The 24,587-nt window shown below is 41.1% G+C and carries 19 protein-coding genes and 2 pseudogenes; 6 read left to right on the forward strand and 15 right to left on the reverse strand.

Annotated features, from left to right (window positions below; genetic code table 11):
* Positions 1-80 precede the first annotated feature (80 nt).
* Complete coding sequence (locus GWI56_RS06100) at positions 81-2,018, forward strand: S9 family peptidase (protein WP_198572404.1); 1,938 nt, start codon at positions 81-83, stop codon at positions 2,016-2,018.
* 83 nt (positions 2,019-2,101) lie between these two features.
* Here GWI56_RS06100 and nfuA read toward each other — a convergent pair whose 3' ends face one another.
* The 7 genes from nfuA to GWI56_RS06135 all read right to left on the reverse strand — a co-directional run bounded on the left by nfuA (position 2,102) and on the right by GWI56_RS06135 (position 9,318).
* Positions 2,102-2,680 carry a Fe-S biogenesis protein NfuA gene (gene nfuA, locus GWI56_RS06105; RefSeq protein ID WP_006079591.1) on the reverse strand — a complete coding sequence of 193 codons (579 nt, stop codon included), beginning with the start codon at positions 2,678-2,680 and terminating at the stop codon, positions 2,102-2,104.
* Positions 2,681-2,919: 239 nt separating this feature from the next.
* Positions 2,920-4,668 carry a urocanate reductase gene (gene urdA / locus GWI56_RS06110; protein ID WP_198572405.1) on the reverse strand — a complete coding sequence of 583 codons (1,749 nt, stop codon included), beginning with the start codon at positions 4,666-4,668 and terminating at the stop codon, positions 2,920-2,922.
* Positions 4,669-4,760: 92 nt separating this feature from the next.
* Entirely contained in the window at positions 4,761-5,525 is a 765-nt protein-coding gene (locus tag GWI56_RS06115) for an outer membrane protein OmpK (protein ID WP_198572406.1), read from the reverse strand.
* 174 nt (positions 5,526-5,699) lie between these two features.
* Positions 5,700-6,944 (reverse strand): HAMP domain-containing sensor histidine kinase, encoded by a 1,245-nt coding sequence (locus GWI56_RS06120; protein WP_198572407.1) that lies wholly within the window; start codon positions 6,942-6,944, stop codon positions 5,700-5,702.
* Positions 6,931-7,608 (reverse strand): response regulator transcription factor, encoded by a 678-nt coding sequence (locus tag GWI56_RS06125; protein WP_198572408.1) that lies wholly within the window; start codon positions 7,606-7,608, stop codon positions 6,931-6,933. The genes GWI56_RS06120 and GWI56_RS06125 overlap by 14 nt, the downstream gene beginning before the upstream one ends.
* Positions 7,609-7,610: 2 nt before the next feature.
* Positions 7,611-8,357, reverse strand: coding sequence for a helix-turn-helix transcriptional regulator (locus tag GWI56_RS06130; RefSeq protein ID WP_131524845.1), 747 nt, complete (start codon positions 8,355-8,357; stop codon positions 7,611-7,613).
* A gap of 178 nt (positions 8,358-8,535) precedes the next feature.
* Positions 8,536-9,318, reverse strand: a complete 783-nt coding sequence (locus GWI56_RS06135; protein ID WP_198572409.1) for a ComF family protein — start codon at positions 9,316-9,318, stop codon at positions 8,536-8,538.
* A 32-nt stretch (positions 9,319-9,350) separates the two neighbouring features.
* Between GWI56_RS06135 and bioH the strand changes: the two genes are divergently transcribed.
* Together bioH and GWI56_RS06145 are read left to right on the forward strand one after the other, a co-directional pair.
* Positions 9,351-10,145, forward strand: coding sequence for a pimeloyl-ACP methyl ester esterase BioH (bioH, locus tag GWI56_RS06140; RefSeq protein WP_198572410.1), 795 nt, complete (start codon positions 9,351-9,353; stop codon positions 10,143-10,145).
* Positions 10,146-10,206: 61 nt separating this feature from the next.
* The gene (locus GWI56_RS06145) at positions 10,207-10,764 is read left to right on the forward strand and encodes a hypothetical protein (RefSeq protein WP_198572411.1); all 558 of its coding nucleotides are present in this window, start codon (positions 10,207-10,209) and stop codon (positions 10,762-10,764) included.
* A 99-nt stretch (positions 10,765-10,863) separates the two neighbouring features.
* Here GWI56_RS06145 and GWI56_RS06150 read toward each other — a convergent pair whose 3' ends face one another.
* The 3 genes from GWI56_RS06150 to greB form a co-directional block, all read right to left on the reverse strand.
* Positions 10,864-12,828, reverse strand: coding sequence for an LTA synthase family protein (locus GWI56_RS06150; protein WP_198572412.1), 1,965 nt, complete (start codon positions 12,826-12,828; stop codon positions 10,864-10,866).
* Positions 12,829-13,046: 218 nt separating this feature from the next.
* Complete coding sequence (locus GWI56_RS06155) at positions 13,047-15,410, reverse strand: Tex family protein (protein WP_198572413.1); 2,364 nt, start codon at positions 15,408-15,410, stop codon at positions 13,047-13,049.
* Between the two features lie 162 nt (positions 15,411-15,572).
* Entirely contained in the window at positions 15,573-16,076 is a 504-nt protein-coding gene (gene greB / locus GWI56_RS06160) for a transcription elongation factor GreB (RefSeq protein WP_105250662.1), read from the reverse strand.
* Positions 16,077-16,435: 359 nt separating this feature from the next.
* Between greB and GWI56_RS06165 the strand changes: the two are divergent.
* Positions 16,436-16,860, forward strand: a pseudogene (locus tag GWI56_RS06165) (transposase); the annotation flags it as partial.
* 220 nt (positions 16,861-17,080) lie between these two features.
* On the opposite strand, the gene GWI56_RS06170 reads toward GWI56_RS06165, so the two are convergent.
* Complete coding sequence (locus GWI56_RS06170; RefSeq protein ID WP_198572414.1) at positions 17,081-18,292, reverse strand: cytotoxic necrotizing factor Rho-activating domain-containing protein; 1,212 nt, start codon at positions 18,290-18,292, stop codon at positions 17,081-17,083.
* 865 nt (positions 18,293-19,157) lie between these two features.
* Between GWI56_RS06170 and GWI56_RS06175 the strand changes: the two genes are divergently transcribed.
* Positions 19,158-20,090, forward strand: coding sequence for an SGNH/GDSL hydrolase family protein (locus GWI56_RS06175; RefSeq protein WP_242068361.1), 933 nt, complete (start codon positions 19,158-19,160; stop codon positions 20,088-20,090).
* Between the two features lie 283 nt (positions 20,091-20,373).
* On the opposite strand, the pseudogene GWI56_RS21690 reads toward GWI56_RS06175, so the two are convergent.
* Both GWI56_RS21690 and GWI56_RS06180 read right to left on the reverse strand, forming a co-directional pair.
* Positions 20,374-20,481: pseudogene (locus GWI56_RS21690) on the reverse strand (transposase); the annotation flags it as partial.
* Positions 20,482-20,503: 22 nt separating this feature from the next.
* Positions 20,504-21,424, reverse strand: a complete 921-nt coding sequence (locus tag GWI56_RS06180; protein WP_173248252.1) for a LysR substrate-binding domain-containing protein — start codon at positions 21,422-21,424, stop codon at positions 20,504-20,506.
* 1,150 nt (positions 21,425-22,574) lie between these two features.
* On the opposite strand from GWI56_RS06180, the gene GWI56_RS06185 reads away from it, so the two are divergent.
* Entirely contained in the window at positions 22,575-23,123 is a 549-nt protein-coding gene (locus tag GWI56_RS06185) for a winged helix-turn-helix domain-containing protein (protein ID WP_173497959.1), read from the forward strand.
* Positions 23,124-23,720: 597 nt separating this feature from the next.
* Here GWI56_RS06185 and GWI56_RS06190 read toward each other — a convergent pair.
* A complete protein-coding gene (locus GWI56_RS06190; RefSeq protein ID WP_242068362.1) occupies positions 23,721-23,939 on the reverse strand; it encodes a FliM/FliN family flagellar motor switch protein in 219 nt (72 codons plus the stop codon).
* Positions 23,940-24,575 carry a hypothetical protein gene (locus GWI56_RS06195; protein WP_198572416.1) on the reverse strand — a complete coding sequence of 212 codons (636 nt, stop codon included), beginning with the start codon at positions 24,573-24,575 and terminating at the stop codon, positions 23,940-23,942.
* Positions 24,576-24,587: the final 12 nt, after the last annotated feature.

The following is a 24,587-nucleotide window of genomic DNA, read 5'->3' on the forward strand; positions in this document are numbered from 1 at the left end:
ATCTGTAAAGACAGTAGTTTACTAATCTCAAAATCATTATTATGTTGATTTTACAATTGTAACAAAGATGTGAATCGATAATGAAAAGGATTTTACCGCTGCTATTGCTGTGGCTATGTAACTATACGGTTGCCAACACTGCGCCACAATTACCCGTTGAAGCCTTTGCAAGCATCCCAGATGTTAGCTCTGTGCAGCTCTCGCCTAATGGCAAAAAAATCGCTTCTGTTGTACGGGTCGATCAAGCCAAACTCAAAGGTACTGTCGTTAGTATCCAAGATATAGAAACAGGCGAAAAAAGCATTCCGCTGCACACAGATAACCAAAAATTTGTCATCCTGTCTCTGCAGTGGGCAAACGATAATATCTTACTGATCAGTGCTAAGTTTCCGGCTAACCGTTACGGTACACCTACAACCGAAACCCGCCTTGTTAAGTATGATTTGACCACGAAAAAGACCTCGAGTGTCCTTCCGCGCAGCGTCTTAGACCGTCTTAATTGGATCCCGCAACATCAGGGGCAAATTATCGATCTTATGCCAGATGATCCCGATAATATTTTACTGTCATTAGACGGAATGGGAGAAAACGTAGGCGAAGACAGCGTTCTGAAAGTCAATTTAGCGCAGGGGAAATCCAGTTATACCCAAAATGCTAAAAAGAAGATCATCAGTTGGATTACCGACAGGCAGCACAAAGTCCGAATTTCTATCTACAACGATGATACTGAGTACCGCATTTATGAACAGGCCGAGCAAAAGAGTGATTCACGCTTGCTTTGGACCTTTAAAGCTTTTTCTGAGGACACTGTTTGGCCATTAGGTTTTGATGCAGACCCTAATATCCTCTACGTTCGCGCCTATCACCAAGGTTTCGAAGCCATTTTTAAAGTGAACCTGACCGACCCTAATCTTACAAAAGAGTTGGTTTACGCCAATGAAGCAACTGACGTCGAAGGGGATTTACTCTACTCGCAATTAAAGAAAAAAGTCATTGGTATCAGTGAAGGCGACGGCGAGGAATACACCTTCTGGGAAACAGAATATGTTGGACTACAAAATGGTCTTAAGGCTGTATTACCCGATGCTCACAACTATATTACTCAATTCAGTGCAGATGAACGCCGCTACATAGTGTATTCCACCAGCTCGACCGAGCCTGGCACTTATTATTTCGGCGATAGGGACGAAAAAACGTTATATCCCATCGCGAACAGATACGGCAAGCTCAATAGTGAGCTACTCGCCAACACCCAACATCTAACTTACGAAGCAAGGGATAAGCTCAAAATTGATGCTTACCTAACAGTGCCAAAGGGACTCGAAGCTAAACAGCTACCGACGATTATTTTCCCCCATGGCGGCCCGATCAGTTACGACAGTAACGACTTTGACTACTGGGCACAGTTTTTCGCTAATCGGGGTTATGCGGTATTTCGAATGAATTTCAGGGGGTCGGCAGGTTACGGCTATGAGTTTATGAAGGCTGGCCTAAAAAGCTGGGGACTCGAAATGCAAAACGATGTTGAAGATGGGACTCGTTACCTCATAGCTCAAGGGATTAGCGATCCCAAACACATTTGTATTGCCGGTGCGAGTTATGGTGGTTACGCGGCCTTAATGGGGGCAGCCATGACTCCCGATCTTTACCGTTGCGCCATCAGTGTAGCTGGTGTGACCGATGTGGCCTACCTAGTAAAATCAAGCCGCAGACATACCAACTATGAAGTGGTTAAAGAGCAAATAGGAGATGATCTCGATGCCCTCTATGAGCGCTCACCTATCAGTAAAGCAGATAAAATTAACATCCCAGTATTACTGCTACATGGCGATAAGGATAGAGTCGTTAAGGTTCAACATAGCCGAGAAATGTATGACGAGCTCAAATCACTGAATAAACCAGTGGAGTATATTGAGTTGGAAAATGGTGATCATTACCTGAGCAATAACGACAACAGACTCGCGACGTTTAAAGCCTTAGATAAGTTCTTAGCTGATAATCTCAACCCTAAGTTATAACTGAACAACTGCACTTAAAGCGAAAGCCAAATATAAAAAACGCGACTAAAGGTCGCGTTTTTCATTCAGCTTAACAAACAAGATTAAGCGTAAGAATGTTCACCGTGTTGGTGATCTGTCACGTCACGTACGCCAGTCAATTCACCAGGGAACATGTCTAACAGTTGTTTTTCGATACCATCCTTTAGGGTGATATCTACTTGAGAACAACCGTTACAACCACCGCCGAACTGCAGCACAGCCACGCCTTCTTTGGTAATTTCAACCAGCATGATATTACCACCATGGCCAGCTAACTGAGGGTTGATTTCAGATTGGATCACGTATTCGATACGCTCGACTAAAGGTGCATCACCTGACACTTTACGCATTTTTGCGTTAGGTGCTTTGAGCGTGAGTTGTGAACCTAATTGGTCAGTCACAAAATCGATAGTGGCATCTTCAAGGAAAGGTGCACTCTTCTCATCGACCATAGCATTGAAGCCAGTGAACTCGATTTCAATATCATCACTTTCTACTGCATCCGGTGGACAATAAGACACACCACACTCGGCTTGCGAGGTACCAGGACTGATCACAAATACGCGAATATGAGTGCCTTCAGGTTGATCTGCTAACAACTTAACAAAATGGGCTTGAGCCGCATCGGAAATGGTAATCATGAAAACCTGCTCCGTCAGGGGATACCTGAGTGTTTTAGTAAGAATTAGCCGTATGATACTCCGACTCACCTTCGCTTTGTAGTCCTTTGGATAGCAAGTTTATGGATTTTTGCCATAGCGATCACGATTTATTCATCATAAACAAGCTTTAAACGAATGTGTTGTACGCGAGTGAACTGCATCATTTACAAACAAAAGCGACCCAATTGGGTCGCTTTAAGCCAGACATAAAATACAAACTATTTAGCCGCTTCTTGTCCAGCGATACGACCAAAGACAATGATATCAGTGTAAGCATTTCCACCGAGTCGATTGGTTCCATGGGTTAAACCAGTCACTTCACCCGCAGCAAACAAGCCCGGAATCACCTTTCCTTGTTCATCAAGTACACGAGTACGTGTATCAACCGCAAGGCCACCCATTGTATGGTGCACAGAAGGTGTCGCTTTTAAAATCCAATAAGGTCCTTTACTTAAATCAACCAATCCTGAGCGATGATTAAAGGCTTCATCCTTTCCTGTTACGGCATAACGATTAACGTCTTTAATCGTTGATAACAACTTGTCTTCAGGAATATTAAAGACTTTAGCGGCTTCTTCTAGGGTGTCGACCTTATACATTAGCCCGTCTTTTGTGAATTCCTTCAGTTCACCTTGATGCATTTCAACAGTATGGGCAACATCTTCAATAGCTTGGTTCCAGAGCACATAAGTATAACGGCCTGGTTGGGCTAGAATGGCCTGTGAAATCACATCTCGGCGTTCCAATTCCTCAACAAAGCGCTCACCATTCTGGTTGATTAACACCGCACCAAAGAAGCGAGAGTCTGCAATCAAGGCAATCGCACCCGAGGTTGGGCTACAAATAGGATATGACTGGATATATCCCATATTTTTAGCTGCTGCATGTATTTTTTCTGCCATCACAATACCGTCACCAGTACCACCTGAATGACCAGTGCTGCCATAACGTTCATCTAACTCTGGGTTATATTTTTTACGCATTTCCATGTTAGACGAGAAGCCACCTGTGGCAATCACAACACCGCGTTTTGCATAGTAGGTTACCGTTTTGCCATTATGAATCGCTTCTACACCCACAATTCTGCCCGTTTGATCTTGAATTAACTTTTCAGCCTTAGTATTGGTATGAATTGGTAAGCCTACGTCTTCAGCTTTAATAGAAAACTTGCTGATCACCTCTGCTCCGGTATGACCTTTAGGGATAAGCGCACGTTTCACGCTGTGTCCACCAAACTGAAATAATTGATCTGGGTAAAATTCTACTTTGACGTAATCCTTTAACCACTCAGCAGCATCAACCGCATTATCGACCATGGTCTTAACCATTTCAGGGTCACCTTTGAAATCGCCGCCTTTTAGCGTGTCGCTAATAAACAGCTCTTTGCTATCGGTAACTCCCATATTTTTTTGCACCCAACTACCGGCCACATTCATCTCAGCGCCAGAAATCAAAGAATTACCGCCGATAATAGGCATCTTTTCAATAATAACGGCGGAGCGGCCTGCGGCCATAGCCTCTAAACCAGCACTGAAACCTGCACCACCCGAGCCAATAATCACCACATCATAGGTATATTCTGCTGGTGTTAATGCTTCATTTTTTTTAGCTGAAGCGACAGCAACTAACGTAACACCTGCGGCTTCAACACTTTTACCCACGGCTTCTTTAAGCGCTTTAGACGTTACGGTTGCGCCTGCAATACCGTCAACCTCGATAGAGTTATTATCAATAATCGCCTGTTTAACATCTTTAAATACGGCACCAGCAAGGACCTTATTTTCCTTTTGCTTTAGTACATCAATCGCCACAATGTGTCCGTCTTTGAATGTGGTTTCGACCTGCACTTCGCCATGCTTGCCTTGAGCGGTTCCCTGGCTTTTTACTATTTGATGGGTAACTTGACAGCCGACAATAATTGCTGTTGCCGTGGCAGCAATACCAATAATAGATTTTTTATAATGCATTACAATTCCCTTATTATTTTTGATGAAAATTAGAACAGCACCAAATTAAATGAGATTCTACTTATCAAAAATTCAACCTATTTGATAAACCGTTAAAACTGATAACCAACAGATACACCGTATTCAATACCATCATTATATTGCGAGCCCCAGCTATCATAATGGGTGATATATAACTTTGAAAATATTGAATCCGTGAGGCTTGTTTGTAATGTTGTAATTATCTGATGGCCATAGCTGTCATATGAAAATAATGATTGATGCGCTGCATCCCTATCAATTTGTGCTTCATAATTTAAACTTAAACTATGTTTTAACCCTAGCAATTCAAATGGGTACTTTGCATTTAAAACCACGGCATAACCTGACAGATCATTAAACTTCTCTGATGTGGGGGAAAAGCTACCAATGGTATAATTTAAACCGATACCATAGTTTAGTGATAAATTTTGAATTTTTGCATTATGGGTAATACCTAAGTAAAGATTATCTTCAACTAGCGTTTCACTCGCAGAGATAAAGTTCTGAGTCCAGAAGTTGAACTGCGACTCTCCCAGCTTATTTTCAAGTATCAATAATGACTTAATGGTAGTTTTACCATCAAGGTTCTTCTGATTTTCCGCGATTTCAGCAGGGTTTTCGAGCTTAAGATTAGCAAAGTAAGTACCCCAATCAGCAATTCCTAAATGATTCAACTTTACAAAAGGTTGATTAAAAACACCTGGGTTATCATTTTTTGCGTCACTGGTATAAAACTTATAACCTAAATCCACGCTCGTTTTATTCACATCAGCATATACTGAACCACTGAAAATAATTGCACTGATTAAAATAGATGCCACACTTTTTTTACACATAGAGCCCCTCTCAACCATGTATTCTAGGAAGTATTTTAAAATACTTATCGACCAGTAAACTTTATATAATAAAGTTACTACGAATAGCATGATGACTATGTGATCTAAGCCCAACGGCGCTTTTGCATTTTAAAAGTGTGTGGTTTAATGCAGTAAATCTATAGTTCCCATTCTTTAGTTATTAGATATGACCAGCCTAGCTGTAAATAAATTATTTGCAGATGAGCTAGTAAAAATCCAACCCAGTTGATTAGCGAGACGTGTCACCAGTAAAAGCCCTAAACCAAATCCATGACGGCCCTTACTATTGTAGGAATTGGTTATTTCTATACAACAAGCATCTTGAGTAATGCTAATATCCATCCCACCATGCTCAATACTATTCCTTAATAAATTGCTTAAGATTATTTTTAGCGGATGAAGCTGAACTGGCAAGCAAGTATCGTCACACAATAATTGAATTTTTTGCTCATAACCATGTACCCATTGCTGCTCCTCGATAATACTGGTAAGTAAAGGCGATAATGCTACGTTTTCCTTTTCTAGGTTTGAACACTCTTTATTAGTTAACCATAGTAGGGTTTCAATGAGTGACTTCATTTGATTGGTCGCTTGGGAAGCGTACAGAGTTGCCCCCGTAAGCTCACCTTGTTGTAATGCGAGGATTTCAAATGAAGATTGGCATATGGCGACTGGCGTACGTAACTCATGACTAGCAAAACGTAAAAAATTGAGTTCTCGCTGCTGAGCCTCCTGAAGTTGTAAAATCGAGTTATCTAAAGCATCAACAATAGCTTTTAATTCAGCATATTCTTGTTCTGGTAAACTCAGTTTTCCTCCTCCTTCCCAATCATGTTGTTTAATCGCATGACTAATTTGATGAACAGGCGTAATCACTTTACTTTGCATATAAAACGCTAAACTTGCACTGGCACAAAAGGTTATCAAGACAAGCAGCAAGATCGCCGTCATATTTTTAGGGGCAAATTGCAAATCATGGGTAACACTAAACTGCAGCCAAACATATAGCGGCTGGCCAGTTTGGGTGTAGTACACACTTAACGCGTTAACAATGGGACCTTCTGCATGCTCATAGTGAATTTTGCTCGCATCAGTTAAGACTTCATTGTTACTTAACTCACGAATTTGCAGCGGAATATCTCGCCAATGAGGATAGACAGTTAAGTTATCGGTTTTTAGAAGTGGTTGATGAAGTAATGATTGCTGAGTTGGCTCCGCCAGCTTCAGTAATGCTTCGGCCGCTTGCCCTGCATTGTGTATTGTGACTTCATGCATAGAAATCATACCTGCACACATCATGCAAAGCGGGATAAAACTATTTACACCTAAAGTTATTAATAGAAAAATAACTCCCCACACTTGATAGCTACGCTTGAGGCTAAGTTTAGGCGCTTGCATTGGTATCATCTCTAAGGCTTAAACCAACGCCACGAATCGTATGTAATATTTGCCGTTCAAAGGGGCGATCGATCACTCGGCGCAAAAGATGAATATGGCTGCGCAAGCTATCACTATCAGGTGCGCTGTCGGGCCAAAGCATTCGCTCAATCTCTTCTCTACTCACCGTTTCTGGACTACGCCTAGCTAATAAAGCCAAGATCTGCCATCCGGTTTTAGACAAAGCCAGCAGTTGCCCTTGCCGATACACCATGTGGTTTGCAAAATCGATTTCTAGGTCGCCAATAGTCAACCTTTGGGGCGCGGGACGACGCTGAGCAACCACCTTCAATCGCGCGACCAGTTCCTCCATTGCAAATGGTTTTACTAAATAATCGTCCGCGCCCACAGCAAACCCACTCAAGCGATCATTCAGACTACTACGTGCAGTTAACATGATTACTGGTGAAGTAATGCACTGTGCTTTCCAGCGATCACACGCTTCAATCCCATCACCATCCGGCAAATTTAGATCGAGAATAATAGCGTCGAACTGCTGCTGACTAATGAGCATATCCGCTTGTGCCAGGTTGAAAGCGTAATCACACTCTATACCACTCAATTCAAGATATTGAATGATGTTGTTAGAAAGAAGTCGATTATCTTCAACCAGTAATATCAACATATTTAGATCAACTCATATTGATGGGCTAAATGGATTAAATTTGCTCTATTTGTAGCCCCAAATTTCTTACGCATGGATTCCATATGATATTCAACTCCTCTGACACTTATCGGGAGCTGAGTTGAAATTTCGTCGTTTTGAAGACCGTTTGCGACCATAAGTAGGATATCTCTCGCATTATCTTTAAGTAGAGAGCTTTGTAGAAATGGATTGAACAATTGTTTATTACATTCAAAAAGTTTGTTTTGAGCTTCTTTTAAAGTGTCTGCCAATCCCTCTAACACCACCTCCGAAGCACTAAGATGGCTAAGTAGTATAAACCGGCCTGCCCAATGACGATTAGAGTGGCATGAGATGGGCCAGCTCAAAACACTTTGAATATTATGCTTACTAAACAGTAGGCTGGTCTTATCATTTTTTTCACTCGTGAATCTATACATATAAGATTTTGAAGTATCCAATGAAAAACCAAAATTGAAATCATGGGAGGCTATCTGATTTAAATAAAAACGCTGTAATTCAGCCATAACAGGGGAAGAAGCTATGCTGGCGATAGGTTTTCTTAGTGCCGTAGGAGAGAACAGATTGGTATCTTTTGGAAAGTGATAATTTTCATACGCACAATGTGGAACTCCTTGAAACCAGAAACCACAAAAACCATGTAGCTTTAAAGAGTAGTTTATCGCCTGAATAACGTCCTTCAGCGTTGATGCAGTATCTGCATTTGATCGCGCCAGTTTAGCGTCCATAAATACCCTCTAAACGAAATAACATAGGAAGGTATCTCAATACAGAAAATAAACAAAACCTATTGATACAGATACTTAAATCTTGTCGCAAAATTAAAACTTATTCATTTTTACGCAGTATTTTTGACATAATTTTGACATACACAAAGATATAATGGAGCAATGCTTTTAACCGTTTTTAAATGTCATCCAACAAGCCTGGCGCCTCAGCCCTTGCCAAACACCATACTTGAACATGCACATAACGCGCTTCGAATAAGCGAGCAATTTCAGAAACTGTAGTGCCAGTGGTGACCACATCATCCACCAATGCAATACGCTGGAACGCAAAATCATCCGCTAACATAAAGGCATCATGTAAGTTGCGTCGTCGCTGTGCACCCGAAAGCCCCGCCTGCGGTCGAGTGTCTTGTTGGCGCGTTAACCCTTCGCTCACTAATGGCAGTTGCAAGAGCTGTGATAACTCATGGGCAATTAACCACGCCTGATTAAATCCCCTTTGTTGCAAACGTTTTGGATGTAATGGAACTGGCACTATCGCTTGAGGCAGCGAGATTAATCCTTGCTGTTCTAATACCTTAAGTCGTGCCACTAAGGCGCGACACAGCACGGGCAAAGCGGCAAGTTGACCTTGATATTTAATCGCACCAACCCAAGCCCCCAAACCTTGATGATAACTACAAGGTGCAATGACTTTACGTGGCTGGCGCTTTTGGCATTCACCGCAATAATCGACTTCTATTTGCATCGACTTACCGCAACCTAAGCAAATAGGCCCATGATATAAGCCAGATTGAAGACAAACGGCACAAATGCCAGTCTCGGGAAGTGATATGGATTGGTGGCACAGCAGGCAACGGTTAGGTAAACTGCCCGCCAACCACCTTGTACCGAGTTGATAGCCTAAACGCATTATCCGCAAAGCAGATTGTGGCCAAATCCTTTTGACAAAGTGCGGCATACATTCACCTAATCCATTTTTGAGGCACTCAAGTGAGCAAAGTGACATCCACAAACCAAGCAAATTTGCATATTGAAATCAGCGGCCAAGGGCCAGATCTGGTGATGCTTCACGGTTGGGGAGTGAATAGCGCTGTGTTTACGCCATTACATGAGTCACTGTCTCAGTATAGGGTGCACTATGTAGACTTGCCGGGCTTCGGCCATAGCCAAATGGTTGAAGGTGGCCTATCAACCTGGGTCGATACCTTAGTCGCTGCATTGCCTGAACACGCTATTTGGGCCGGCTGGTCACTCGGTGGGCTCGTTGCGACTCAGGCAGCGTTAAGTTATCCACAAAAAATCAAAGGCTTGATTACTATTGCCTCATCCCCTTGCTTTATGGCAAGGGAAGACGAAGCATGGCCGGGCATTCCGCCACAAGTCCTTAATCAATTTAGAGAACAACTCGGCCAAAATTTACCTAAAACTATAGAGAGATTTCTGGCGATTCAAGCCATGGGTAGCGAAACCGCCAAGGAAGACATCAAACAACTGCGCGATCTTGTCCTCGCACGTCCTTTACCCAATGCCAGAGCCTTAACTCAAGGCCTAAATATGCTGACCGACGTCGACTTAAGGCAGCAACTGATAGAGTTGCAACAACCTTGGCTAAGGATCTGGGGCCGACTCGACGGGCTAGTACCCAAACGCGTACCACCTAAAATGCCCATCACAGCTCAAAGTGAGGATGTGATGCTCGCCAAAGCCTCTCACGCGCCCTTTATTTCCCATCAGCAGGAGTTTTTGCAGGTATTTATGCCTTGGTTAACGTTACAGACACGTTAACGCTTTATCTTTGAGCGATTAATGACTAGTATTTAACCATTAATGTGCCAAGGAATTTCCCATGTTAGTTGTCAGTAACTACCCCCAAGTCCCGCTAGCGACCAGTAATGTCGCGACGGACTCGGCTCGGGTCGACAACCAACTGAAACCTGTGGTCATCCCACCACAAGCGGCAACTAAAGGTCACGAAGAACGCGCCTTTAATCCACAGAATGAACGCACTGCGGATCAAGCTCAACAACAGGCAAAAACGCTCGAGTATAATCAACAGCAAGTTCAAGAAAAACAGCAGCAACAGCAATCCTCACAGCAACAGAACCAACAACAGCAAGAGAAAAAAGCGCCCCTTGTAGTGGCCGAGCGTGTTTTACCTAAAACGCTAAAAATTGCTGCAAGAGGCCAAGCGGCGCTGCAACGTAAGGATATACGCTTAAAGGTCAGTCAAGGTGCGGCAAATTATGCCAGCAGTAACGCCAAAGCGAATACCAGCAGTACAGCAAGGCAATCGCTTCAAGGCGAATCGAGTCAATTTTATCAACAACTTGGGCAACGCATTAGTCAGTTCTATCAACAACAGACTCAGCCAGAGCAAGAATCTATTATGTCGACGTGGATTTAACCTATTCCAATCGTATGAATCCGTTTGCGCACAAAATTAGCAGGAATGATAAACAAAAATGCCGCTAAAAATAGCGGCATTTTCCATTCTGTTTAACGCTTATTTAGGCAAACGATACAGCTCTTGCTGGTAGGCCAAACTGCCCCACAATGCCCAACTTAAGGCTTTCTTCTCTAGCGCGGCAGCAGCGGGTGGGTGAGGCGTTAACTGCTCGTTTTTTTCATTATATTCGAAACCCTGTGCCTCTTTCTCTGGTTGCAGAATGACCACATCTTTACCTTCCATCAGCGCAAAGTTTTTATCGTATTGCATCAGAGCACGCCCTGGCCAATCATCGCTGACCTGAGTTAAGTCACGGCCCAGCATAGGGTAAGAGTCAGATATTCCAATCAAGGATAACAAAGTCGGCGGCAAGTCAATTTGACTCACGATACGATGATCGCGTTTTGGCGCAACATTATCCCCAAGAATTAATCCCGGAATACGAAAACGCGATACTGGCACCAGCTCCGCGCCACCCACTCGGCTGTCATGGTCGGCAACCACGATAAAAATCGTATCTTTCCAATAGTCTGCGTTTTTCGCCAATTTGAAAAACTCACCAACCGCATAGTCGGCATATTTCGCCGCATTGTTGCGAGTTTGCTTAGGTTGTTCATAAAGTTCGATGCGATCATCTGGGAATTCAAATGGATCATGGTTACTCGAACTAAACACCAAACTAAAGAAAGGCTTACCTTCGCTATGCAGACGCTCAAACTCACTGTTGGCCTTGCGCATTAAATCTTCGTCTGACGCGCCCCACGAACCCACGAAGGCCGGAGATTTGTAATCTTTCTGATCTATGATGTCACTAAAGCCGTTGCCCAAGAAGAAGCTACGCATATTGTCGAAATGGCTCTCACCACCATAAATAAACTGCGTTGTATAACCATGATTTTTAAGTAATTCAGCAATACTGAAAAAGCCAACTTGGCTCTTACCTAGCTTCACCACAGCGCGAGCTGGCGTTGGCGTAAAACCTGTTGTCACGGCTTCGATTCCGCGTACAGATCGTGTACCAGTAGCGTACAAGTTATCGAAATACCAACCTTCTTTAGACAAGGCATCGATATTCGGTGTCAGGGGTAACCCACCTAAACTGCCGACAAAACGTGCGCCTAAGCTCTCTTGCAGTAGGATCACTAAGTTCTTTGGTTTACCAGTATAACTGGCTTGGTTAAAGCTCAGTGATGGGATATCCGTTGAAGTAAAGGCACTTTCAGGGCGACCACTTTCCTGCCGAATCGTTGCAATAACCTCCGCGTTATCTAGCTTGCCATACACTTTAGAAGCATCTTCTTCACTATCCATCTGCTTGATGGCAAACACCAAGGAATAGGCAGAGTTAATCACTAAAGAGTTCACTAATGGATCGTCAGCAAAGGCCACCAGAGCGGGGTTAAGCGGACGATGACCCAAGGTTGAACGGGCACCTAATATCGTAATTGCGATAACGATTAATGCTAATACTGGACGCCAATACCAGCGTGGAAAGCGCAGGTTTTTCGTCAGCTTACCGCTGAGAACCCAACCGCCCCAGAGTGTACCTATGGTTAATAATATTGAGAAAATAAGCTCAAGCTTACGACCCGCCCACAGCATAGAAAGCACTTCTTTCGGGTAGATCAGATATTCCACATACAAACGATTCGGACGAAAACCGTATTCTTCAATAAAGGCGGGGGTCGATGCTTCTAAAAACAGTATGATCCACAGACCGACAGTTAACCACACCCGCAAAATCGGCTGCCACAGACGGCCAATAAAATGATCACCTGAAAATAATGCAGTCCCTAAGGCAGCAATACCCCATAACCAGCACAGGGTAGCGATATCGACGCGTAAACCTTGGATTAAGAGATGCGACCAACCATCAACAGCGGCCACGCGATCGGCTTGCCACAGCCCTAAAGCGATACGGCTCGCGGTGGCAATGAAAAGCACTAATAACGAAAAGATAAAGATGGCGCGAAAAGGCCCATGGGCATTGTTTCGCCCGCGAGGTGATAAACCAGATTGCATGTGTTACCCCAAAACGTGTAAAAAGAGCCACTCTGCTTTGGAGTGTCAATTTGAAAAATCGGTGAATAAGCTGTGCTATGACAACCGATTTTGCTTAACGTTGCATTAAATGCCGACTTTATATTCCCTAAGACGACATTTATGCAACAATTTTGTGAGTAACAGGTTAAAAAGTCGACTCGGACATGACGTATGTCCGAGTATTAACATTACAGCGTCTACTTTTTCAGCTTAGCGAAGGCATCAGCAAAGGCATTGCCCATGGCCGCGTTTGCTGGCGCTTTAGGTGCTTGCTTTTGCGCAGGACGCGCAGCCGGTTTCGCTGACTGCGGTGTTTTACCATGATTAGTTCTGGCGGGATTGTGTGGTCTTTGCTGTGGCTTGCTCTGGTCGATAGCTTCATCCAAACGCATGCTCAAACCGATGCGGCGGCGCTCAACGTCAACTTCCATCACTTTGACTTTCACCACATCTCCCGCTTTCACCACAGTGTGCGGGTCGCTGATGAACTTGTCGGTTAGAGAAGAGATATGCACGAGCCCATCTTGATGTACGCCAATATCGACGAAGGCACCAAAATTAGTCACGTTGGTCACTACGCCTTCGAGTACCATTTCTGGTTTCAGATGCTTAAGTTCTTCAACACCATCTTTAAACTTAGCGGTTTTGAACTCACCGCGGGGATCGCGTCCTGGTTTATCCAGTTCGGCTAAAATATCCGTCACCGTCGGCAAACCAAATTCCGCCGTAATAAACTCTTCTGCCTTGATGCTGCGCAGCAAATCAGAGTTACCCATCAGGCTCGCCAACTCTACTTGCTTAGTCTTAGCGATAGTTTCCACTAGCGAATAAGCCTCTGGATGCACAGACGAGGCATCGAGTGGATTGTCCCCTTCTCGAATACGCAAAAAGCCCGCTGCTTGCTCGTAGGCTTTAGGCCCTAAACGCGGCACTTTCAGCAGCTCTTTACGATTCTTAAACTGACCATTGGCATCGCGATAATCGACCACGTTTTTCGCTAACGTCTTATTTAAACCTGCCACTTGTGACAATAACGGCACTGAGGCCATGTTGAGATCTACACCCACGCCGTTTACACAGTCTTCCACCACGGCTTCCAGCGAACCCGATAATTGGCTTTGACTCACGTCGTGTTGGTATTGACCGACACCGATAGACTTAGGCTCAATCTTCACCAATTCGGCTAATGGATCTTGCAAGCGGCGGGCGATAGACACAGCGCCACGAATCGACACATCAAGATCAGGAAACTCCAACGCCGCCAATTCCGATGCAGAATACACAGACGCACCCGCCTCACTGACCATCACTTTGGTCAAATGTGGATGGGTATCTTTCACTTCAGCAATCAGCTCAGCAGCCAGTTTGTCAGTTTCCCGTGATGCAGTGCCGTTACCAATCGCAATCAGCTCAACCTTATGCATTTTGACTAAGTTAGCCAAAGTACGGATCGACTTTTCCCACAGATTTTGCGGTGCGTGTGGGAAAATAGTCGCATGGCACAACAACTTACCCGTGTTATCGACCACAGCGACTTTAACACCGGTACGTAAACCAGGATCGAGTCCCATGGTGGCTTTCGCGCCCGCAGGAGCGGCCATCAATAAATCACCTAGATTACGGGCGAAAACTTTAATCGCTTCGGCTTCAGCGCGTTCGCGCATTTGCGAAATAAACTCAGTTTCCATCTGCAGGGCAATCTTAATACGCCATGTCGCCGTCACCACAGTTTTCAACCATTGATCAACGCTGCTATCACCTAATTTCAGCCCTAAATGATCACAGATAATCACTTCGCAGTAACTACCTTGGCCCGCTTCAGCGGCTGGATCGGCATTCATAGATAAGGTTAAGAAACCTTCATTACGCCCACGCAGCATAGCCAGTGCACGGTGTGATGGGATCTTAGCTAACTGTTCTGTATGCTCAAAATAATCGCGGAACTTCGCGCCGTCTTTCTCTTTGCCAGCAATTAAACGGCTTTCTAACACACTGTTTTGGCTTAAATGCTCACGCACTTTACGCAGTAATTCAGCGTCTTCGGCGTAACGCTCCATCAGGATATAACGCGCGCCCTCGAGCACAGCTTTAACATCGGCAAAACCCGCTTCGCTATTGATATAGCCTGCCGCTGTAGTCTCGACATCTACGCTACGATCAGCCAGTAATGCATCGGCTAATGGCTCAAGCCCAGCCTCGATAGCGATTTGGCCCTTAGTACGACGCTTAGGTTTGAAGGGCAGGTATAAATCTTCGAGGCGTGTCTTACTGTCTGCCTCGTCAATCGCCCATTGTAATTCTGGCGTTAACTTACCCTGAGCTTGGATGCTAGACAGGATCACTTGGCGTCTGTCGTTCAGCTCACGCAGGTAACCTAAACGTGTGTACAAGGTACGCAGTTGTGTATCGTCTAAACCGCCTGTGGCTTCTTTACGGTAACGGGCAACGAAGGGAACTGTCGCGCCATCGTCGAGCAGAGTGATGGTTGCGGCAACTTGTTGCTCACGAACATTCAGTTCTTGAGCGATAATCAGAGCGATGTTATGTGCATTAGTTTGCATAAATAAAGTGTCGTGCCTAACTGTAAAGTAAATCGTTATTGCGCCAAAGATACCACAGGCGCCCCGTATGTTTCATGCTAAAGCCTAGGTCAAATCAGAGAGTTTGATCTTTCCCGCAATCCAGTGACTACCGCCGCTATTTTAAGAGCGGCAAGTCTGTGGTTAATTCGCCTCGCTGGCGAGAGTAGTTTCAAAAGGGGTATAACGGATCTGATTGATATACCACTCTTTTGGACCCGATGGCGTTTGCACTAGCACCTCATCATCCACTTGCTTGCCGATTAAGGCACGCGCCATGGGCGAGTCGATGGTGATATAGCCTAATTTTGTATCGAGCTCATCTTTACCGACGATCCGATAACGCACTCGATCACCTGCTTCATTTTCAAGCTCAAACCAAGCGCCAAAGAATATTTTGCCTTCCTGCTGCGGCGAGTAATCGACGATTTTTAATTCTTCTAACCGCTTAACTAAGTATCTGACTCGGCCATCAATTTGTCTTAACAAACGCTTGTTGTAGGTGTAGTCCGCGTTCTCACTACGGTCGCCCTGCGCCGCCGCTTCTTGGACTTTAAGGGTGATTTGCGGCCGATATTCCTTCCACAAATACTTCAATTCTTTATCTAAAGTTTGCCAACCCTGTCGGGTGATCAAATGCGCTTTCATACTCATTACTCAATCGTTGGATTAAACGACCACAATTGATGCGGGATAATATATTAGACTGATGATACTCAGACTGGACGCTAAAGTTAACTCACTAAATCATCTCTGTGCATAATGGCTTTTAAATCACCTCTTTTGCTGATGCCAATTTAGTAACCATTTCAGCTTCGATCGACTGATACATTACTGTTTTCTATCAATATCAATCCAATAAATACAATAGCTGTATTGCCCATCATTAAGCTGGCGGTTATTGCTGGTCAGCTTGGGCTATAAAAGAGCTTTGTTTCCTAAATCGATTGAACTAAAACACTGTCTGCTGATCTGATCAGCATAATCCACTTTCTTCACTATCAATCGTGCCAAAACCTCACGACAAAACCACTCACTGGAAACGCTATAACCAAGCCTTGATAAACCGTGGTTTGCTTACCTTCTGGATTGATGAAGAGGCTATCGCAATGTGGAAAACGAAAACTGAGCATTGCAATAAAGGCGTCCCCGCTTGTTTAGTGACCTTAGCTATTACCACCGGATGGTTATACATGTTTTCTCTATGCCGTTGCGATCCCTGCAAGGCTTTATCAATTCAGTGCTTAAACTAGGCGACATCCAACTATCTTGCACCTGTATCATCAAGCGAGCAAAAAGCGTTAATATCGCCTTCAAAACCAAAACAAGAAGCACCATTGAGCACTTTGCTATCCAGTCGACGGACTTGAAAGTCGATGGCGAAGGCGAGTGGAAAATTAAAAAGCATGGCACGGATGGGAAGCGCCGAGTATAGCGTAAACTGTAGATACGTATAGCCACGCAATTTAGCCGTGAGCTTTCAGAAACTTTATAGTTCAAAGAAAAAACCAACGACCACTAATTATAATTTAACCTAATAAATGACTTTTTAAATAATTAACAATTTTCTTAATAAAAATTTAAGCAGCTAATAGTTGTTTTCAACTGATTAGCTGCTTAATTAGTTAATATAATAGAGAAAAATTAGCCAATTAACGAGAAAACTCTTTGTCAGCAAATAATGCGAACATCGAATGTTGCAATGATCTTGTTTCAAAGCTACCGCTATCTATACTAAGATCATCTCCTAATACATTCACACTGATTTTACCTTTATTTTTACTAACTAAAGCCATGGCATTTCCTACGCGGGCTTCATCTCGTTTTGGTCCCATGTCATAATCAAAGCAGTTTACATTGGATTGGTTCATGACTGACTCACCGTGACCACAATAAATAAAAGCAGATTGGTCGAAATGGCTAGATAAATAACTTACTAACTCTTGGTTATTAGTACATGGTAAAGTATTAGATGTGTCACTAGCTAAAAATTCAGCACTTTGTGCAATCGACTCCGCACCTTTCTCACCTGTAATCCAATCGTTATTTTCATTATTATATTGACCAGCATGGAAAGCAAACAACTTACTAGACTTAGTAGCAAACACAACAGAGCATCCAGATAAACTCCCAGCATGAATTAAAATAGGCTGGCCCTCTTTGACTTGATTTAAATCGAATGAGATACCAATAGTACCTTTATTACCATTATCCACAGCGAGTATATGCAGATTGTTATCAAATGTTGCTTGATGAAAATACTGCCCAATTGGGCTTCCAGGAATTAATTCCTCTGGTACAATGTGATCGCCAGTGTAATATATTAATCCAGTTTTACTTTCTAGAGTATCTGAAGAAATATACTGGCCATTCTTATCATTTTGAATATGAGTTATAGGGAATGGTAAGTGTTCGTACTTTTTATGACAATCAATAATCCCCTTGCCGATTAAGGGTGACAATTGACCTTTAAGAACAGTTTGCTTGTCTGATTGTAGGCTGTGTAACGATAAGTCTGCAGACTTGAAGTGATTTCGTCGCGGGTCATTTTTCCATTGAGCACTTGCTTCTTCGGTTGAACCTTTTTTAACTTCAATAGTTAAGCCTCGCTTACTTAACATTTTGTTCTTACCAGAGCTATTATCAAATAAAGATTTAATTTTAGTCAGTACGGTTGCAGACTTGATTGATTTGTTATTTTTAATAAAGTTAGAATAAGTTTTATTTTTTGTTAAATCTTTCTTCTCTTGTTCAGTCAACGGACGAACAGAAACCAATTGAATCGGTGACGAATTATCGCTATTTTTTAAATTCGGCGTCAATAAGTCATAAGAGTTAGCTTTACTAAATATATTCATGCGCATGTCAAGTTTCCCACTGAGTTAAAAAATGAGCATATTCGATATCAGTATATTTCCTTAATGAAAAAATATAATATTTCATCACTTTTAATTATCAAAAACTATTTAAGAGAACTAACGTGAATAAACATGAATAAATATTATCACCCCTCCTTCACTAAGCAGGATTGATAGACTTAAACTTTAGCCACAGAAAACACGTTTGAAAAAAATAAAAATTAGTAAATACAATGCATAGGTGGTGACTATAAATGGCTAATGCCGCTACCTCACCTTTAAAATACTCACCATGTAAAGGTGAGCTATATCGGTAAATTGTTATAAACAGTCCATCAGCCCGAAATTGAGTCTGCGGGATTACAACAGTCAGGTTTAAAAGTGATGAACAAGTCATAAGGCTAGCTATGCCCATCCGCCAGAGGGTTAATTAGCACAGGAAACAAGGTAGGAATGGGGTCACTGAAGAGTGATTTAAGTAATAAGACCTCTTGGATGGAAAAATATTTTCAAGCCAATACAGTATGATCGTCTAGAAACCATATAGATACAGATCTCAAGCTCTAATTCAATAATCATCAGAGTATTTCATTATTTTTATGGTGTACATCTGTCTAATAAGTCTGATAGTCATAAAACCGACAGATAACCAATAGGAAATATCCCTATGCCATTTCGCATAGTTCAAGGAACAATATTCGTACCACTCAATACGAACACCCAACACCGCAATCCTACAATCTCAATAAAACATGTTCGGCCTCTATTAGCATCATCCCAATCTCCACACTCACGACTAAAGTATCAGCACCATAATAGTGTGGTGAAGGGACCTGTATCGACACAGGATACGATTGATGGACCCACTCAGATGACAGACTTCAGCCACCGTTTATTTGAAGTCGCAGTAAATGATCACCAAGAGCGTCAACAAAGGCTTTCTAATATATTAACCCCTCATGATCACGCATCACTGAATCATATTAAACGTTTGGTCGTGATAGGAGATAGTCTATCGGATTCAGAAGGCCGAATGAAATCAAAAACCTTGGGAATAATGCTTTCCTCTAAACAATATCACGCTGGACGTTTTACCAATGGTTTCGTATGGCCAGATTTTATATCTTCACCTGCCTATTTGAATAAAGAACTGGTAAATTATGCCGAAGGTGGTGCTGTAGCGGCTAAATATTCCAAGTTAAATCCCACCTTCTGGTTTATTTCCAACATGGAACGTCAAATTAAAAAACATGATTTTAAATCTGATGACTTAGTCATACTCGCTCTGGGCAGCAACGATTATATGACGTTCGATAAGAAAGACACTCAAAAAGTGGTACACTGTTACGAGAAACAAATCACTAAATTAGTGGGAAATAAAAAAATAAAAAACATCTTAGTTACAGGGATTCCAGACTTCACGAAGACCGCCTATGCCCAAAAACAAGACGAAACATATCGCACCAGTAATAGTGCTCTCGCCAGTGAACATAATGCTAGCCTAAGCCAAAAAATAGCAGAACTCGCGGAGCGATATAAGGCCGAAGGAGTAAATATACAGCTTTTCGATTTCGATAATCAATTTACTGAATTACTAGATAAAGCTGATAAGATAGGTTATGACACTCACACAGCAAATAGTGTCGGTTATGTGGATATCTTTGGCACGAGTAAAGCTTTTGATCCTGCACATCGGCATGTATTTCATGATGAAGTTCATCCAAGCCAAGAGGTACACCAAATGTTAGCATCTCGAATGAGCGATTATATTATCTATAAATTTGGAAAATTAACCGATAATTAAAAATTATCAATTACATAAGATTTTATTGCGTCCATATTAATTAGACGCAATAATTTAATTCTATTATGGAACAACAAAAAATCTAGCCCCCCATGTTAAAAAAAACAATATTATGTGCGTTCGAGCGATAGTTCCCGAAGTCGATTTAATAAGAACTACTAAAAGTAGTCAAATACATAATAGAGGTAGAAATCGAGCTAATTCTTTCATAAATAACGTATTTAAGTTGCGCCAACTCATTGCCTAAAGGTTGGCGGTTTAAAATAGTTTTGGTGTCAGTTTTTTAAAAGTGCTGACAGCTTGTCGTAAAATGCCGCCGTCGTTTTTCTAAGTGTTCACAGTAATAGGTGAGTTCTTGCAGAGCCGTCACCACAGGGCTATAAAATATCTTAATCTAGATTTACCCTAATAAATTAGCTATGCGATTTTATGAAATCAAAATATGCAAAGCGAATTTCATTAACGAGATTCAATGCAGCTGGAGTTAATTTTTTGTTACGAGGAAAAATCAAGCTATAATGGCCCTCAGGAAGCTTATCCTTAATTGGAATAATAGATATCAAGTCTTTGTGATGTGGAGCTAAAAACATAGGTCTAGGACCAACAAACAAATAGTCCTCATTTAATACAAGTTTCCGAGCGATGGCACTTGAATCACCAAAAATTACCGAACCACAAGATTTGACTCCATTAGGAAAAATTACTATTTCTAAATCGCTATAATATCCATGGCTTGCAGCTGGAATATACCATTTTGCAGCCTGTAGTTCAGCTAGTGAAGTACTATTAGCAAGAGGATGTCCTTTGCGAGCTACGACCGAAAAACTACACGATGTCAACCTCTCTTCAACAAACTCATTAAGCATTAAATCGGAAGATACAACGCCAATAAAAAAATCTAGCTTCCCCATACGTAAAGAGCTTAGTAATTCAGAAAGCTGCCCTTCAATAATAGTAATCCGAGTGGAATTATGGCGTTCTTGGAACTTTTTAATAACATCAGGAACAATACTAGTAGCTGGGAAATGAGAGCAACCAAAAGCTATTTTTCCATCTGATAATTTCTCAATTTGTCGTAATTCATCAACTGCTCTCTCTAACTCATTCAGGATTAAATTCATTCTAGGCTCAAACATCATGCCGGCTTTAGTTAATACAGTGCTATTCATCCCTCTGTCTAACAAGGTAACACCCAGCGTCTTTTCAAGCTCCTGGATACTTCTCGTCAAAGTCGACTGTGTCTGGTGAAGCATTTGTGCAGCAGCACTAATATTACCATGTTGAATAATAGCCCTAAGATTTCTAAGTTGATTTAGTTTCGGCAACGCTTTCATTCTATCTCCTTCAATATAATGGACTTTCTTTTTTACTACATTTCCATACGCAGGATAGCTGTAGATAGGATCACTCTGAGTAATAACTGGAACTTAAAAGCAATACCTCCATTGGCAAAACAACACTCAATTAATAATAGTAATAATTCTTGTTTAAGATAAGGGTATTTGCTACTACGTCGTGACTTATTAAAATTTGGCTTCAGCATACAACGACTTAGTATCGCAGACATTCCTAGTTTTAGCCCATGAGACCTAATGTGTACTGCAACCTCATTCGACTTATAGCAGGAAATATTATCAGATAAAAACCTCTTGACTGTAGGAAGGTGTGTTGGCATAGATCAATCACTGCAATGACTTTTTTAACAACCTCAAGGTCATTTTTGACAAATAATACAACAATATAATTACCAGAAAACCATCAAAAAAAACAGTGGGTTATGAAAATCAACTTCGCAAGTTAAAGGACAAAAGAACAAAAAATTCATAGCCATGAAAAAAATATAGTTTTTTTTTTAAGCGAGTCTCGCTAGTATGCCTCTCCGTTATTGAGCACTTGACGCATAGTTTTGTTGTTTAGTACATATTAAAATCATAAATATCAATTCGATATACTTGCAGTTTTACCAAAAACTATCATGACACAACTGGGAAATGTGAAAATTTTTATCCAGAAAATCACGAAAATATCAAAAAACAACAATTACAAAAAAATATAAATTACTAACTTACTTACAAGGCGGTGTTTTTCGATTGATGCATAGTTTAACTATTGAAGTAAATTAAACTTGATCAACAACAATATTTGAAATGACCGAACAAGGAATAACACAGAAATCAAGTGCTGAGGGCAATACAAAGTTATCTCCTAAACTTAATAAAATGACTAATTTTTAATTTATAAAACACAATATAGCAACATGAGTCACTAGCGATGAATAAATTGCTGCTCCGCATAAATAGACTAAAGACTGCTTTTGACAGTAATGAGCACGGCAAGCAAATGACACAGCAAAAAGCTGTCAAACAAACTAGTCTAATAACCAAGAAAAAATCATTAAATACCTTATTCATAAAACGAATAGGGTTCATTTATCATACTTAACACTAGACTTATATCAAACGAGTGAACTTAAGAGGGCAAAAAATGACAAGAAACTATGTGTTGGGAAATCAGTTAGTATTTGATGTACTTAAAAGACAGATTAGTACACAAGAAAATACAGTGAAGATAGGTGGTCGCGAGGCAGTAATCTTAAAGTTACTATGTGATAATTTTAATAGTGTTGTGGATAAGGAATATATTCAAGAAAAAGTTTGGGGAAAAGTATTTGTAAGCGAAACATCCTTGACAAAAGCTATTTCAAATTTGCGAAAAACCCTTACCCAATTCGACAACTTAGCTTGCGAAATCAAAACAATTTCAAAAGAAGGTTATGTACTTATTTTAGATGAAAGTACCACGGACATTCAAATTCCCGATAAAAAAGATATAATTGACATCAAAAGTATCGAACAAGGAAATAAAGCTTTAAACAATCACGGCATGATTTCATCTTTCATAGAGAAAACGGAAATGATGCGAGAAAATTTGTCTATTAAGCATGTATATTTTTTCTTAGTATGCTTAATTTCTTCACTACTTGCATCGATGTTTACCGTTGTAGCTATTGTTACCATAAATAAAATATTTTAATAACTATAACAGCTGTTTTTGGTTTGAATATCTCATTATATATTATAAGTATGTAAAAATGAGCTGTAAATATATTCCATAAAAATCAAAATACACTTGCATTATATAGCCAAGGCATTGGCTAATGATATTATACAAGTCAATAAATCTAGCTCAGATATAGTGATGAAGAGTGAATAGCTACACATTAACTCTACAGAAATAAGTTCTCCAAAGACATCTGCAAGCGAAATACATAATTAGAATAGAGTATTTACACTTTAGAATAGGAGGTAGTACCTTACTAAAAAATCTATCAGCCTAATTATTTGCAATAAACACGTCTATCTAATTAACTTCGAATCTACTCAAATCTGATTAATTTTTTTTCATAGTGCTTTATATCTAAATAAGTTAACTATTGATTAACACTTGCTTGCATAATATAGAAACTCTTAATGCCAATCAATATAGTTAGCAGAAAAACCTTACTAATAAATAAAATATAAAGGCACAAGATATCCTCTGATATACATGCGCCACAAATATATAGATTTAACCAATAGATAAATCGTTATATTAATTTAACTATTACAGATTTTAACTTGAAAATATAAATTAATTCACGATGTTATTAACTTGTTCAATAGAAACATAAAACTGGTCATCTACTTTTATTAATGAGCCTGTTGCTATCAGTTCATTACCACTTTTTAATAATACTTCAGATTGAACAAAGTCGTTTACTGGCTTAATTTGACTTGTTTGTAAATGATTAAGTTCATCCAATGTCATAGTGCAATTTGCAATAACAACATCTATCGCGATGCGCATCATTTAGCCTCCCTGAGAAATAGAAATAATTGAGCGACGGACATCACGGATCTCTTCTTGAGCAGAGGTAATTTCTGTCATCGTATTTTTAAACTTTTGTTGCTCAGTATCTAAATCGACTTGGATGGTGTCACAATATGCTGTCATAGTTGCATTCATAGATTGGAGTTGATCATAAGTTACGTTCTTAGTGCTCCAATCAGTACCCGCGATCTCTCCAACGCCCTGAGGATTGCCAAGTTTAGTTTTAATGATGTCGTCTATTTGACTCAAAAACCCCGCTGCACTGCCTCCATTTAACTTAGTGCTTTTATCATCACCAGGTTTAGTGTTCGGTAATCTATCACTCATAATTAACCCCCATAGGCGGTTAATTTCGGCAATGGCCTCTGACTTTAATGAAATATTGTCAGCTTTAGCTTCAGCACTTTTTGTCTGTTCTGAAATATATTTTGAAAGAATTGTATCAATCAAGCTCAACGGGTCTCGATTGCCCGCTGAAAATAAATAATTTGAAGATGATGCTTTAACCGCTTTAGTCGCTATGGGAAGCTGGCTCAAGGCCAATTCGAGCGCCTTAGCCTCGGACTCAGGAGTGGGAATAGCACTGGTCATAGATCTAGCTTGAATATCTAGCATTTCAGTTTTCCT

Origin of the sequence: Shewanella sp. DW31, from assembly GCF_015767295.1 — a bacterium.
Lineage (GTDB): Bacteria > Pseudomonadota > Gammaproteobacteria > Enterobacterales > Shewanellaceae > Shewanella > Shewanella oncorhynchi.

What these genes read in the sequence shown, in the direction of transcription:
- nfuA (WP_006079591.1), bottom strand. Translation starts at nt 2,680, where the DNA reads ATGATTACCATTTCCGATGCGGCTCAAGCCCATTTTGTTAAGTTGTTA.
- GWI56_RS06190 (WP_242068362.1), bottom strand. Translation starts at nt 23,939, where the DNA reads ATGATGCGCATCGCGATAGATGTTGTTATTGCAAATTGCACTATGACA.
- GWI56_RS06175 (WP_242068361.1), top strand. Translation starts at nt 19,158, where the DNA reads ATGACAGACTTCAGCCACCGTTTATTTGAAGTCGCAGTAAATGATCAC.
- GWI56_RS06115 (WP_198572406.1), bottom strand. Translation starts at nt 5,525, where the DNA reads ATGTGTAAAAAAAGTGTGGCATCTATTTTAATCAGTGCAATTATTTTC.
- GWI56_RS06120 (WP_198572407.1), bottom strand. Translation starts at nt 6,944, where the DNA reads ATGCAAGCGCCTAAACTTAGCCTCAAGCGTAGCTATCAAGTGTGGGGA.
- GWI56_RS06170 (WP_198572414.1), bottom strand. Translation starts at nt 18,292, where the DNA reads ATGCGCATGAATATATTTAGTAAAGCTAACTCTTATGACTTATTGACG.
- GWI56_RS06100 (WP_198572404.1), top strand. Translation starts at nt 81, where the DNA reads ATGAAAAGGATTTTACCGCTGCTATTGCTGTGGCTATGTAACTATACG.
- urdA (WP_198572405.1), bottom strand. Translation starts at nt 4,668, where the DNA reads ATGCATTATAAAAAATCTATTATTGGTATTGCTGCCACGGCAACAGCA.
- GWI56_RS06155 (WP_198572413.1), bottom strand. Translation starts at nt 15,410, where the DNA reads ATGCAAACTAATGCACATAACATCGCTCTGATTATCGCTCAAGAACTG.
- GWI56_RS06130 (WP_131524845.1), bottom strand. Translation starts at nt 8,357, where the DNA reads ATGGACGCTAAACTGGCGCGATCAAATGCAGATACTGCATCAACGCTG.
- GWI56_RS06135 (WP_198572409.1), bottom strand. Translation starts at nt 9,318, where the DNA reads ATGCCGCACTTTGTCAAAAGGATTTGGCCACAATCTGCTTTGCGGATA.
- GWI56_RS06195 (WP_198572416.1), bottom strand. Translation starts at nt 24,575, where the DNA reads ATGCTAGATATTCAAGCTAGATCTATGACCAGTGCTATTCCCACTCCT.
- GWI56_RS06180 (WP_173248252.1), bottom strand. Translation starts at nt 21,424, where the DNA reads ATGAAAGCGTTGCCGAAACTAAATCAACTTAGAAATCTTAGGGCTATT.
- GWI56_RS06125 (WP_198572408.1), bottom strand. Translation starts at nt 7,608, where the DNA reads ATGTTGATATTACTGGTTGAAGATAATCGACTTCTTTCTAACAACATC.
- greB (WP_105250662.1), bottom strand. Translation starts at nt 16,076, where the DNA reads ATGAAAGCGCATTTGATCACCCGACAGGGTTGGCAAACTTTAGATAAA.
- GWI56_RS06185 (WP_173497959.1), top strand. Translation starts at nt 22,575, where the DNA reads ATGACAAGAAACTATGTGTTGGGAAATCAGTTAGTATTTGATGTACTT.
- GWI56_RS06150 (WP_198572412.1), bottom strand. Translation starts at nt 12,828, where the DNA reads ATGCAATCTGGTTTATCACCTCGCGGGCGAAACAATGCCCATGGGCCT.
- GWI56_RS06145 (WP_198572411.1), top strand. Translation starts at nt 10,207, where the DNA reads ATGTTAGTTGTCAGTAACTACCCCCAAGTCCCGCTAGCGACCAGTAAT.